Annotated in this window: 9 protein-coding genes; 8 read left to right on the top strand and 1 reads right to left on the bottom strand. The window is 69.2% G+C overall.

Features of this window, described 5'->3' with window-relative positions; translation table 11 throughout:
- The first annotated feature begins 7 nt into the window (after positions 1–7).
- From KOI47_RS11550 to KOI47_RS11585, 8 genes are all read left to right on the top strand, one after another.
- Positions 8–415 carry an ATP-binding protein gene (locus tag KOI47_RS11550; RefSeq protein ID WP_216215974.1) on the top strand — a complete coding sequence of 136 codons (408 nt, stop codon included), beginning with the start codon at positions 8–10 and terminating at the stop codon, positions 413–415.
- Between the two features lie 94 nt (positions 416–509).
- Positions 510–1,751, top strand: coding sequence for a PP2C family protein-serine/threonine phosphatase (locus tag KOI47_RS11555; protein WP_216215975.1), 1,242 nt, complete (start codon positions 510–512; stop codon positions 1,749–1,751).
- Between the two features lie 19 nt (positions 1,752–1,770).
- Positions 1,771–2,889: a vWA domain-containing protein gene (locus tag KOI47_RS11560; protein WP_216215976.1), complete on the top strand. Its 1,119-nt coding sequence runs from the start codon at positions 1,771–1,773 to the stop codon at positions 2,887–2,889.
- Positions 2,882–3,994: an XdhC family protein gene (locus KOI47_RS11565; RefSeq protein WP_216215977.1), complete on the top strand. Its 1,113-nt coding sequence runs from the start codon at positions 2,882–2,884 to the stop codon at positions 3,992–3,994. The genes KOI47_RS11560 and KOI47_RS11565 overlap by 8 nt, the downstream gene beginning before the upstream one ends.
- Before the next feature lie 220 nt (positions 3,995–4,214).
- Complete coding sequence (locus KOI47_RS11570) at positions 4,215–4,766, top strand: (2Fe-2S)-binding protein (protein ID WP_216215978.1); 552 nt, start codon at positions 4,215–4,217, stop codon at positions 4,764–4,766.
- On the top strand, positions 4,766–7,144 hold the full coding sequence (locus KOI47_RS11575; protein ID WP_216215979.1) for a xanthine dehydrogenase family protein molybdopterin-binding subunit: 2,379 nt from the start codon (positions 4,766–4,768) through the stop codon (positions 7,142–7,144). The genes KOI47_RS11570 and KOI47_RS11575 overlap by 1 nt, the downstream gene beginning before the upstream one ends.
- Complete coding sequence (locus tag KOI47_RS11580; RefSeq protein ID WP_216215980.1) at positions 7,141–7,995, top strand: FAD binding domain-containing protein; 855 nt, start codon at positions 7,141–7,143, stop codon at positions 7,993–7,995. The genes KOI47_RS11575 and KOI47_RS11580 overlap by 4 nt, the downstream gene beginning before the upstream one ends.
- Positions 7,996–8,025: 30 nt before the next feature.
- Positions 8,026–8,667 (top strand): SRPBCC family protein, encoded by a 642-nt coding sequence (locus KOI47_RS11585; RefSeq protein WP_216215981.1) that lies wholly within the window; start codon positions 8,026–8,028, stop codon positions 8,665–8,667.
- A 431-nt stretch (positions 8,668–9,098) separates the two neighbouring features.
- Here the strand turns inward: KOI47_RS11585 and KOI47_RS11590 are convergent, their stop codons facing one another.
- A complete protein-coding gene (locus KOI47_RS11590; RefSeq protein ID WP_216215982.1) occupies positions 9,099–12,560 on the bottom strand; it encodes an ALF repeat-containing protein in 3,462 nt (1,153 codons plus the stop codon).
- Positions 12,561–12,929: the final 369 nt, after the last annotated feature.

Genomic DNA, 12,929 nt, shown 5'->3' on the forward strand with positions numbered 1-12,929 from the left:
CCTGCCTGTGAGCAGCGAAACAGCAGGCGAGCAACAGCCGCTTACCATCGAGTTCGCGGCTGACCGGCGCTCGGCGTCGGTAGCCCGCCGGATGGCGACTGCCACCCTGCGCGGGCACCGGGTGCCGGAGGAGCTGGCCGGTGACATCGTGCAGGTCGTCTCCGAACTGGTCACGAACGCGATCAAACACGGCTCCGCCCCGGCCATCCTGGAGCTGGAATGCGTGAGTGCGCAGGTCGTGGTGCGGGTCCGCGACGGAGGCCCCGGCCGCCCGGTGCTGCGCGAGCAGACCGTGCCACCCCGACCGGGTGGCCACGGGTTGCGGCTGGTGCGCGCCCTTGCCACCCGGTGGGGCTACACCCGTGGGGCGGGCGGTGCGCCGGGAAAGCAGGTGTGGGCGGAGTTCCGCCGCTGAGCCCGGCCGGCGTCTGGTCGGTGCGGCGTCCGCCACGTAAGGTCGACGGGCACGGTCGGCGTGCCATGCGGAGCGGAGCGAGAGGACGGATGTGGTGCTCGGCAACGCCCCCAAGGGGCAGGAGGTCGGACCGGACGGGGTCGAGGACCGGACGCAGCCGCCGCATGCCCGTCGCACCATCCAGGCGCTGTTGCAGCTGGCCGTGCCCTATCTCGCCGACTGGGCGATGCTCGCGGTCCGGGACGGCGGTTCAACCACCTTGTTCGCGCATGCCTCGGACGGCACCCGCACCGGTCCGCTGCGCCCCGGTCCGCCCGAGGAGGTCGCCGCCTGGCTGAACCGGATCCACCGCCTGCGACGGGCCGAGCGGCTGCCCGAGGCTGGCAAGCACACCGGACTGGCCATGGCGATCCCGGACGAGTCCTTGCGCAGGCAGGTGGCCGCGTTGCTGCCGGCCGAGGTGCTCGGCGCCTCGCTCGGATCCTGCGGCGGCGCGCTGGTGCTGGTCCGCGCGGGCGGGCGACGTTACGCCGAACCCGAACTGGCGCTCGCCGAGGAGTTCGCCCGCCGGGCGGAGTTCACCCTGGACGCGGTTCGTACGCATGAGCAGCGCGCCGAGGTGGCCACGGTGCTGCAGGCCAGCCTGCGGCCGCCGCGGCTGCCCGAGGTCGCCGGGGTGCGAGTGGCGGCGCGTTGCCGCTCGGCCTTCGCACATCTGGATATCGGCGGGGACTTCTACGATCTGCACGGCGCGGGAGACGACTGGTCCCTTGTCATCGGCGACGTCTGCGGCAAGGGGGTGGACGCCGCCGTGCTGACCGGCAGGGCCCGGCAGACCATCCGCACCGCCGCACACTTCGACCGCTCGCCGTCGGCCGTGCTCGCCGCCCTCAACGATGTGCTGTACGAGGGTGACTCGGACCGGTTCGTGACCGTGGTCTGCGCCCGGCTGCGGCCGGATCCGGTGCGTGGCCGGGCGGAGGTGACGCTGGCCATCGCCGGACACCCGGCGCCGATCGTGCTGCGGGCCGACGGCCGGATCGAGGAGACCGAGCTCGGCGGGACGCTGTCCGGGGTGCTGCCGGACCTGTCCTACGAGGAAACCACCTGCACGCTCGAGGCCGGTGACCTGATGTTGTTCTTCACCGACGGCATCTACGAGGCTCGCGGCCCGGAGGGCTTCTTCGGCCTGGAACGGTTGCGTGAGCTGCTGCCCGGTTATGCCGGCGCGGAGCCGGAACGGGTGTGCGCGGCCGTGGAGGAGCGGGTCGTCGAGCACCTGGCCGGGGCGGCCCACGACGATATGGCGCTGCTCGCGCTGCGGTGCGGCGCCTGAGCGGGCGCACAATGAATGCATGCCCGCGCATATCGTCGACCCCGTTCCCGGCCTCGTGGGGTTCGCCGCCGCGTTACGCACGGCCGGGCTGCCCTGCGACGCCCGCCGGGTGCGGGCCTATCTCGCCGCGGCGGAGTGCCTCGACCTCGCCGATCCCGGGCAGCTGTACTGGGCAGGCAGGCTCACCCTCTGCGCCGATCCCGACGACCTGCCGCGCTATGACACGGCCTTCGCCGCCTGGTTCGGCCCGGAGTCGCCCGGCGGGCGGGTGGCCTATGCACCCCGGCCGCGGCAGGCGACCATGGCCGCGCTGGTCTCGCCGGACGGCGACGGCGATGCGGCCGCCGGGGAGCCGGGCGAGCCACTGCGGGTCGCGGCCGCCGATACCGAGGTGCTGCGCACCCGCGACCTCGGCGAGCTGACCGAGGCGGAGCGGGCGCACCTGCGGGAGCTGCTGGCCCTGTTGCGGCCCCGGATGCCGGTGCGGCGGTCGCCGCGGCTGCGGTCCTCCCGGCGCGGGCGGCTGGACCCGGCCCGCACCCTGCGCGCGATGCTGGCCGGGGGCGGCGAGCCCGCTCGACTGGCCTACCGCAGCAGGGGCCTCCGGCCCCGCAGGGTGGTGCTGCTGATCGACGTGTCCGGCTCGATGACCCCGTACGCCGACGCGTTGCTGCGCTTCGCTCACGTGCTGCAACGCGCGGCCCCGGCCACCGTCGAGGTCTTCACCCTCGGCACCCGGCTGACCAGGGTGTCCCGCCAGCTGCGCCAGCGGGACCCTGAGCGGGCGATGCTGGCGGCCTCCCGCGCGGTGGCCGACTTCGCCGGTGGCACCCGACTGGGGGAGAACCTGCGCGTCTTTCTCGGCAGGTGGGGGCGGCGCGGCCTGGCAAGGGGCGCGGTGGTCGTGTTGTGCTCCGACGGCTGGGAACGGGGCGGGGCGGACCTGCTCGGCGAGCAGGTCGCCGCGCTGCGCAGGCTGGCGCATGCGGTGTTCTGGGTGAATCCGCATGCGGGCAAACCGGGTTACGCTCCGGTGCAGTCCGGCATCGCGGCCGTCCTGCCGTGGCTGGACCGGCTGCTGGCCGGGCACAGCCTGGCCACCCTGGAACGACTGCTCGGGGAGATCCGTGATGCATGACGTGCTGGAGGAACTGCACCGGCGCTGGTCGGCGGGCGAGACCGTGGGACTGGGCACGGTGGTGTCGACCTTCTCCTCGGCGCCCCGCGCGCCAGGGGCCGCGATGCTGGTCGGGGCGGACGGCGCGGTCACCGGCAGCGTCTCCGGCGGATGCGTGGAGGGCGCGGTCTACGAGCTGGCCCAGCAGGCGGTGGCCGAGCGGACCCCGGTGCTGCAGCGGTTCGGGGTGAGCGATGACGATGCCTTCGCGGTCGGCCTGACCTGCGGCGGCATCATCGACGTCTACGTCGAGCACATTGACGCCGACTCGATGCCGGAACTGCCCGCGGTGGTGGAGTCCGTGCGCGGCGGGGAGCCGGTCGCCGTGGTCACCGTGGTCGAGCACCCGCAACCCGAGTGGGTGGGGCGCCGGATGATCGTCTGGCCGGACCGGGTGGCCGGTGGCCTCGGCTCGGCCCGCGCCGAGGACGCGGTTGCCGACGACGCGCGTGGCCTGCTGGCAGGCGGCCGCACCGGGCTGCTGCACTACGGCCCGGACGGGCAGCGGCGCGGCGAGGGAATGGCGGTGTTCGTCAACTCCTTCGAGCCGCGGCCGCGGCTGCTGGTGTTCGGCGCGATCGACTTCGCGGCGGCGATGGCCAGGATGGGGGCCTACCTCGGTTACCAGGTGACGGTCTGCGACGCCCGCCCGGTGTTCGCCACCTCCGCCCGGTTCCCCGAGGCCGATGAGGTGGTGGTGGACTGGCCGCACCGCTACCTGGCCGCCGAGGCCGAGGCGGGCAGGCTGAACCAGCGCACCGTGGTCACCGTGCTCACCCACGACCCCAAGTTCGACGTGCCGCTGCTGGAGGTGGCGTTGCGCCTGGAACTCGGTTACGTCGGGGCGATGGGTTCCCGCCGGACCCACGAGGACCGGCTGGCCAGGCTGCGCGAGGCCGGCCTCACCGAGGCGGAGCTGAAGAAGTTGTCCTCGCCGATCGGCCTGGACCTCGGCGCCCGCACCCCGGAGGAGACCGCGGTGTCCATCGCCGCCGAGGTCATCGCCCTGCGCTGGGGCGGTGGTGGCCGCAGGCTCACCGACACCGAGGGCCGCATCCACGGCTGACCGGCGTGTTTGCCGCCCACGTCGTCGTGTTTGCCCTCCACGCGCGCGAGTTTGCCGTCTGCGTACGCGAGTTTGCTCCCCACGCACGTGAGTTTGCCGTTCCCGCACCTGAGTTGGCCGGCAGGTGGCTGATCACCGGCCAGGGGGTTGTCCGAGCGCGGTAGAAGGAGCACGCTCGATGTGAGCCCGATCACCGCCAGTTCCACCACCGGAGGCCTTCATGCGCATCACCGTCACCGTCGACGGAACGAGCTACACAGATGAGGTCGAGCCACGCCTGCTGCTGGTGCACTACCTGCGGGAACGGCTCGGCAAGGTCGGTACCGTGGTCGGCTGCGACACCAGCAACTGCGGCGCCTGCACGGTTCACCTGGACGGGCACAGCGTCAAGTCCTGCTCGGTGCTCGCGGTCCAGGCGGACGGCTGCGAGGTTCGCACGATCGAGGGGCTGGCCCAGGACGGCGAGCTGCACCCGGTACAGCAGGCGTTCCACGACAACCACGCCCTGCAGTGCGGGTTCTGCACCCCGGGCATGATCATGCAGTCGATCGACCTGCTCGCCGACAACCCGGACCCGGACGAGCGGGCGGTCCGCGAGGGCCTGGAGGGCAACCTCTGCCGCTGCACCGGCTACCAGAACATCGTGCGTGCCGTGCGGGATGCCGCGCACCACATGCGGCCGGGCGCCGGTCCCGAGGCCGAGCGGGTCGAGGACGAGACCGCCGACACCACCAGCAGGACCGCGACCAGCGTTGGCGGGGGTGGGGAGTGATGACCTCCACCATCGAACCCGAGGTAGGCAGGGCACGGCTGCGCAAGGAGGACGCCAGGCTGATCACCGGGCGTACCCGCTGGACCGACAACATCGCGTTGCCCGGCATGCTGCACCTCGCGGTGCTGCGCAGCCCGCTGGCGCACGCGAGGATCACCTCCCTTGACGTCTCCGCGGCCAGGGAGCTGCCCGGGGTCATCGCCGTCTACACCGCGGCCGACCTCGACCCGGAGGGCCAGATCGGGATGCCCTGCGCGTGGCCGATCACCGAGGACATGAAGCACCCCAGGCGCCCCGTGCTCGCCGCCGACACGGTGAACTTCGCCGGTGAGGGCGTGGCCGTCGTGGTCGCGCGCAGCGCCTACGAGGCGCAGGACGCGCTGGAGGCCATTGAGGTCGACTACGACGAGCTGCCGGTCGTGCTCGGCATGGAGGACGCCCTCGCCGAGGGCGCCCCGCTGGTGCACGAGGAACTCGGTACCAACCGCAACGCGCTGTGGGTGTTCGACTCCGGCGAGGCGGGTTCCGGCGGCGACGTCGAGCAGGCCATCGCCGAGGCGGAGGTCACCCTGCACCGGCGGTTCCGGCAGCAGCGGCTGGTGCCCTCCTTCATGGAGCCACGTTCCTGCGTGGTCGACCCGACCGGGCCGCAGCTCACCATGTGGTCGGCTACCCAGATCCCGCACATCCTGAAGACCATGTCCGCGGCCACGCTGGGCATCCCCGAGCACAAGCTGCGGGTGATCGCACCGGACGTCGGCGGCGGCTTCGGCGGCAAGATCGCGGTGCTGCCGGAGGAGATGACCGCGCTGATCGTGGCGCAGAAGCTGGGCAGGCCGGTGAAATGGACCGAGTCGCGCTCGGACGCCATGGTCACCGCCCATCACGGCCGGGACCAGGTACAGGACCTCACCGTCTCCGCCACCCGGGACGGCCGGATCACCGGGCTCAAGGTGGAACTGCTCGCCGATATGGGCGCCTATCTCGGCCTGGTCGGCCCTGGCGTGCCGATCCTCGGCGCGTTCATGTTCAACGCGATCTACAAGATCCCGGCCTACCGGTTCGCCTGCACCAACGTGTTCACCAACACCACGCTCACCGACGCCTACCGCGGCGCGGGCCGCCCGGAGGCGACCTTCGCGATCGAGCGGATGATGGACGAGCTGGCCGCGGAACTGGGCATGGACCCGATGGAGCTGCGGGAGAAGAACTGGATCAAGCACGAGGAGTTCCCCTACACCACGGTCGCCACGCTGACCTACGACTCGGGCAACTACGAGGCGGCCACCGCGCGGGCCAGGGAACTGTTCGACTACGAGGGCCTGCGCCGTGAGCAGGAGCGGCGGCGCGCCTCCGGGGACCCGGTCCAGCTCGGCATCGGTATCTCGACCTACACCGAGATGTGCGGGCTGGCGCCGTCCAGGGTGCTCGGCTCGCTGTCCTACGGAGCCGGTGGCTGGGAGCACGCGGCCATCCGGATGCTGCCCTTCGGCAAGGTCGAGGTGGTGACCGGGGCCTCGGCGCACGGGCAGGGGCACGAGACCGCGTGGAGCCAGATCGTGGCCGACCGGCTCGGAGTGCCCTTCGACGACATCGAGATCCTGCACGGGGACACCCATTCCTCGCACAAGGGCCTGGACACCTATGGCTCGCGGTCGCTGGCCGTGGGCGGGATCGCCGTGGTCAAGGCTGCGGAGAAGGTGATCGAGAAGGCGCGGGTGATCGCCGCGCACATGATGGAGTGCTCGCCGGACGATCTGGAGTTCGCCGAGGGCAGGTTCACCGTGCGCGGCACCGAGTCCGCGACCGCGCTCACCGACGTGGCCACCGCGGTGTTCACCGCGCACGATCTGCCGGACGGCGTTGAGCCCTCGCTGGACTCCGAGGTCACCTACGACCCGGAGAACTTCTCCTTCCCGCATGGGACGCACCTGTGCGCGGCGGAGGTGGACACCGAGACCGGGCAGGTGCGGCTGCGGTCCTATGTCTGTGTCGACGATGTCGGCGCGGTGGTCAACCCGCTGATCGTGGAGGGGCAGGTGCACGGCGGCCTCGCCCAGGGCATCGCGCAGGCGCTGTTCGAGGAGGCGACCTACGACGAGAGCGGCACACTGACCACCGGCAGCTTCGCCGACTACCTTGTGCCCTCGGCCGCGGACCTGCCGTCGTTCACCACCGACCGCACCGAGACCCCGTCCACCACGAACCCGCTGGGCGTGAAGGGGGTCGGGGAGGCAGGCACGATCGCCTCCACCCCGGCGGTGGTGAACGCGGTCGTGGACGCGCTACGCCATCTCGGCGTCTCCGATGTGGAGATGCCCTGCTCACCGATGCGGGTGTGGTCGGCCATCCGCAGTGCTCAGGGAGGTGCCCGATGATCCCCGCGGCCTTCGACTACGTGGCACCGTCCACAGTGGACGATGCGGTGCGCGCGCTCGCCGAGGCCGGCGAGGACGCCAAGGTCCTCGCCGGCGGCCAGAGCCTGCTGCCGGTACTGCGCATGCGGCTGGCCGATCCCGGCAAGCTGATCGACCTCGGCCGGATCCCCGAGCTGCGCGGGGTCCGCGAGGAAGGGGACGCTTTGGTGATCGGCGCCATGACCACGCACTACGACGTGCAGCGTGATCCGCTGGTCGCCGAGCACGCCGCGCTGCTGGCCAGGGCGACCGACACCGTGGCCGACCCGCAGGTACGCCACCGCGGCACCTTCGGCGGTTCGCTTGCGCATGCCGATCCGGCCGGCGACCTGCTGGCCCCGGCACTGGCGCTGGACGCGGAGATGGTGATCCACGGGATGGACGGCCGCCGCACCGTCCCGGCAGGCGACTTCTTCCAGGATTTCTTCACCACGGCACTCGCCCCCGGCGAGATCCTGGCCGAGGTACGGGTGCCGAAGCACACCGGCTGGCACGCGCACTACGAGAAGTTCAACCGGGTGGCGCAGGCCTGGTCCATGGTGGCCGTGGCGGCGGCGATCCGTACCGAGGGCGACGCCATCGCCGAGGCACGGGTGGCGCTGACCAACATGGCCTCGGTTCCGGTGCGGGCCCGGGCGGTGGAGGAGGCGCTGGTGGGCCGACCTGCCACCGCCGAGTCGATCCGGGCCGCGGCCGCGCACGCCACCGAGGGCACCAGCCCGGCCAGCGACGCCAACGCGGACGCCGACTACCGCAGGCACCTCGCCACGGTGTTGACCGGCCGCGCGGTCACCGCCGCGGTCACCGCCTGAGCCCGCAGACAGCAGAGAGGAGACCGGTCCGTGCAGCTCGAGCATGAGTTCACCGTGCCAGCGGGTATCGACGAGGTATGGCGGGCGGTGCTGGACCCGGAGCGGGTGGCCCCATGCATGCCGGGCGCCACGCTCGCCGAGGCCGACGGGGACACCTTCCGCGGCACCGTGAAGGTCAAGCTCGGACCGGTCTCCTTGCTGTACAAAGGATCCGGGGAGTTCGTTGAGCAGGACGAGCAGGCGCGCAAGGTGGTGATCACCGCCTCGGGCAAGGACGCGCGCGGGGCGGGGACGGCGAAGGCCACGGTCACCGTCACGCTCACCGGCGACGGCGGCTCCACCAAGGGCTCAGTGGTGACCGACCTCAGCGTCACCGGCAAGCCCGCCCAGTTCGGCCGCGGCATGATCGCCGAGGTGGGCGGCAAGATCCTGGACGACTTCGCGTCCTGCCTCGGCGAGAAGCTGGGTGCCGCCTCCGCGCAGCCCGAACCGGAAACCCCGGCCGCTGAGGAAACCACACCTCCGGCCGCTGAGGAACGCAGTGATGCCGATGTGATCGACCTGTTCGACTACGCGGGCAAGTCCGTGGCCAAGCGGATCGTCCCGGTCGCTGCCGGTGTGGCGGTGTTGCTGGTCCTGCTCGCCGTCATCCGCAGATCACGCAGCCGGTAGTCTGCCGTAGCCCGACATCTCAAGCGACTTCCTGGACCTTCACGCCATACCGCGCACGAAAGTCCGCGGCTAGTTCACTGCCCGCATAGCGCGGTGCATGGGCCTCCCACCAGGGTCTACTTGTCCGGGATGGAAGCGGCGAATCCTGTAGTAGCAACCTGAATCGGTCATCGATCTCTGTTACTGCTGACCGGAACCATTCCATCTCCTCGTGCGCGTTCAGCTCCTGGTCGCTGAGTAAGTGCTCAATTCTGTTTCGTACCGTCAGATCGTGATCGTATTCTTCAATGTTGTCGATGTAACCTTCTTCGCAAAATTCTACAAATTGACTCCAGCTATTTATAATTTGGTTCGGTGTTAGGATTTTCCATCCTTTTTCGGTAAAGACCCTCTGAAAGTTCTGCACAAAGCTACGAGTGTCTCTCATTTGGCTAAAACTGACTTCTGAAGTAATTCATCGGATCGTCAGGTCGAAAAAAAGTTCTGATAACTCCGTCTTGTGACCGTACTCCGAAGTAGCCTGTCGTTGGATCGACCCTCACCAGGTTCCCGTCTGATCTGATTCCCTCCAGGGCTCCTCCTGGCTTGCTGTTGCCCATGAAGGATCGTGCCGCGGCACGATACTCGGCGTAGCTGCCGAACTCGGCCATGTCTGCTCCACCCTCCTTCAGTCCATACTTGCCATTAGGCTTCAAGACTACACCCTTTACGTGTTTGGCGTAGTGCCGGAACGCGGCTGCTTCGTTGGCGAAGTCGCCGATCCTGCTCAGGCTTCGCGAGAGCTGAGAGATGCTCGGTACCTTACTGGCTGTTCCGAGGAGTCTACCCAGCATTCGCGACAGGCTGGATCCTATGCCGCTTTCCGTGAAGCGGACCGACACGAATTCGCCGATGGTCGAAAGCTGGGAACGTAGGTCGGGTCCGCAGGCGACTGGGTGGTCCGTGCAGTATTCTCGAAGAAGTATCTTGGCGGCGTCTTGGCGACCTTTCAGCGTGTGCCAACTAATATTTGAAGCCCATTCGCCGAGCCAAATATCGAAATCGTGGGCCAGGGAGCTGCACGATCCGGTTCCGATTTTCGCTGGAAGTTCAACCCCGTTAATGTAGCATTTTCCTTGAAAGGAAATAAGTAGCGTGGAGTTGTCGTACTCGGCCATGTTCGACGAGATCTCATTGTTCTCGTCCTGAGCGTCGCGGGCCGCGTTGTCCTCTTCTTCCTGAAGGCGTATCGCGGACCGAAGCGCCTCAGTAGCGGCTTCCGCTGCGGCTCTGGCGTCCTTACCGGCCGCGGCAGCGGAAGCTTGAGCCCGTTCTGCCGACGCGTACGCCATGTCGGCGTAGTCACTGGCCTCGGTAGCCGATATGCGAGCTTGGACGGCGGAGTTAGCTGCCTGCCGTGCATCTTCTCGGGCCGAAGCAGCGGCGGCACGCGCTTGTCGAGCTGACTCGGCGGCCTGGTTGGCGAATTCTTGGGCTCGCTGCGCAGACGTGCGTGCTTGCTCCGCGTAGCCTTGCGCTTCATTGGCGAACTGCCGTGCTCGCTCGGCGTGCTGGGCGGCTTCGTCGGCCGCTTCGCGGGCGATAGCGGCGTTCTCAGCAGCGATTGCGGCGTCCTCGTTGGCGGCAGCCGCCGACTGAGCTGCCTGAGCAACGTAGCGCTGGACAGTCGCCACATGCGATGCGGTCGCCTGATCGCGTTGTTCGGCGCGATGTTTACCCACTTGGAGGAACTCGTTCAGCATCTCCGGCGGCCCTTCCAGGGCGATCTGGGCTGCTGCTTTCTCCTCCGGACCACCGGAGGAGACCGCTTGGAGAACGGCGATGCGTCGGTCGTGTTCCCGCGCCTCGTATTGTTCGGTACGCAGGAACTCACGTTGGTCGGCGGAGGTGCCGTCTAGTGCCGCATTGGCGGCGTCACGTACGGCAGGCCCGGGATCGTCGCCGAGTATTCGAAGGATTGCGATGCGGTCGTCGTGTTCGCGGCCTTCATAGTCCTGCGTTCGAAGGAACGTCCGTATCTGCTCGGCGGTGCCCGACAGGGCCGCCTCCGCCGCTTCGGCAAGGGCCTCGGGCTGACCCTTGTCGGCGATAGCAGCAACACGAGAACGATCGTCCTGCTCTGTGGCGAGCGCGAGGTCCGTATGGACGAACTGGATGACCTGTTCTGGGGTGCCGGTGAGTGCGGTTTCGGCGGCGGTCTGGCTCCACTGGCCGCCTGTGGTGAGGATATGTATTGCGGCTCGTCGGCCGTTGGCTACGACGGTGGCCTTCGGGGTGTCGGGCTGCCTGGCCTCGGCGAGTAGGCGTTGTGCCTCTTCGTCGCGACGGGCGGCTTCTTCGGTGTCCCAGGCGATGTCGGATTTGCGGTTCTTATACTCGGTGCGTAGTTGTTTGGCGGCTTCGATGGCCTCTTCGGTCTGGGTGGCCAGCCGTTCCGCTTCGGCGTCGCGAGCTGCTTGCTCGACCTCGCGGGCTTGGTTGGCTGCGGCCGTGGCTTCCTGCGCTGCTTCTTTGGCCGCCGCGGCGTGTGCGGCCGCGGCTTGGGCCGCGCGTTCGGCATCGCCTGCGTGTTCGGCGGCTTCATCGGCCGCTTGCGCGGCTGCCTCGGCATGGTCTGCGGCGCGGTTGGCCGCGGCGTGTGCCTCGGTGGCCGCGCGCTCCGCCTCGCGAGCCAGGGCGTCGACCGCGTTGGCCGCGCGGGTGGCGCGGGCGGCAGCCTGGTTGGCGCGGGCCGCTGCGGCACGGGCGCGGTCGGCCTGAGCGCCTGCTGCGGCGGCGTGACTTCCGGCTTCGTGCGCGGCTTGCCCGGCCGCTGCGGCGTTGTTGCTGGCGCTGATAGCCGCGCGCGCCGCGTCGCCTGCCGTACGTGCGGCATCGCCGACGGCTTTGGCGGCGTCCGCGGCTTGGCGGGCGCTGGTGGCTATGTTGCGGGCGTTGACCGCGGCTTGGCGGGCTGCGGAGGCCTTGGTGGCGTCGTTGGCGGCGGCGGAGGCGGCACGGTAGGCGCGGCTGGCCGCTTGGTTGGCCAGGGAGGCTGCGGTGGAGGCGCGGGCGGCGGCGTTGGCCGCTATGCGGGCGGCGCGGTTGGCGGCGTTGGCCGCTCCGATCGCTTCCTGAGCGGCTTGCGCGGCTCGTTCGGCTGCGTTCGCGGCGCGTCCAGCCGCCGCGGCGGCCTGCGTGGCGTCGTCCTTGGCGGCGGCAGTTTCCGCAGCAGCCCGCTGGGCGGCTTGCTTAGCCAGCTCCGCCGCGTGCAGGGCTCGTTCGGTCGCCTGCTTGGCCGCCTCGGTCTGTGCTGCCGCTCGTTGCCCGGCCTCCTTGGCAACGGCGGCCAGACCGGTGACGGTGGCGGTTTCTTCGTCTCGTTCCCGCGCGACGTGTTGTCCGGTCTCGATGAAGTACCGAAGGTCCTCGACAGTGCCGTCTAGTGCCCTCTCCGCAGCCTTCCGTACCTCCGGCCCACCGCTGGAGAGCAACTGGAAAGTTCGCACCCGTAGGTCGTGCTCGCGTGCCTCGTGCTGGCCGGTACGCACGAACTTCCACAGGTCCTCGACGGTGCCGTCGAGAGCTTCCTGCGCGGCCTCCTTCACTCCACGCTCGCCGGCGGCCATGATCTGGAAGACCCGGACTCGTAGGTCGTGCTCCCACGGACCCTGCCACCCCGACTCGAGGAACGTCGGTAACCCCTCGACGGGCCCGTTCAACGCCTCTTGGGCGGCGTCCTTGACGCCTCGTCCACCGTTGGCCAGGAGTCGCAGCACCCGGATCCGATTATCATGCTCGCTGGCAACCTGCTGCCCGCTGTCCAGAAACTGTCGGACCGCGTCGTCTGAACCGACCAGGGCGTCCTCGGCAGCAGCCCGTATCGCGGGACCACCGGACTTCCACAGTTCCAAGACACGGCCACGGTCAGCTGTTTCCTCTGTGTCATCGGTGGCAGGCACAGCTCGAGCCGTGGGCGGTGATCCCATCAGTCCCGCGACCAGCGCCACCATGAGGAGCAACGCCATACAGGCCCGGTTTCTGGAAGCGCCAGCCAGCATAATTCCCCTCGCTCGTTATACATTTCGCGTGGCGTGTTGGACGGAAGTAAGCTTTCAAGGGTTCGCAGTCAATCATCTAGTCTGCGACTCTATCTGTTACATTGTTTCATAGACTGTGAGATGAGTCTCACTCGGTTGATTTTCTGGTTGTCTCGACGTTCTTCGACATCTAGTGTCGGCTTGCTTGCCAGTATGGTAGGTGGCTGAATCCGGTGCGCTGAA

The sequence above is a fragment of the Amycolatopsis aidingensis genome (genome assembly GCF_018885265.1).
In the GTDB taxonomy this organism is placed as follows: domain Bacteria; phylum Actinomycetota; class Actinomycetes; order Mycobacteriales; family Pseudonocardiaceae; genus Amycolatopsis; species Amycolatopsis aidingensis.

Excerpts from the sequence above, each read along its gene's own strand:
- KOI47_RS11580 (WP_216215980.1), top strand. The coding sequence starts at position 7,141 with ATGATCCCCGCGGCCTTCGACTACGTGGCACCGTCCACAGTGGACGAT.
- KOI47_RS11565 (WP_216215977.1), top strand. The coding sequence starts at position 2,882 with ATGCATGACGTGCTGGAGGAACTGCACCGGCGCTGGTCGGCGGGCGAG.
- KOI47_RS11560 (WP_216215976.1), top strand. The coding sequence starts at position 1,771 with ATGCCCGCGCATATCGTCGACCCCGTTCCCGGCCTCGTGGGGTTCGCC.
- KOI47_RS11570 (WP_216215978.1), top strand. The coding sequence starts at position 4,215 with ATGCGCATCACCGTCACCGTCGACGGAACGAGCTACACAGATGAGGTC.
- KOI47_RS11575 (WP_216215979.1), top strand. The coding sequence starts at position 4,766 with ATGACCTCCACCATCGAACCCGAGGTAGGCAGGGCACGGCTGCGCAAG.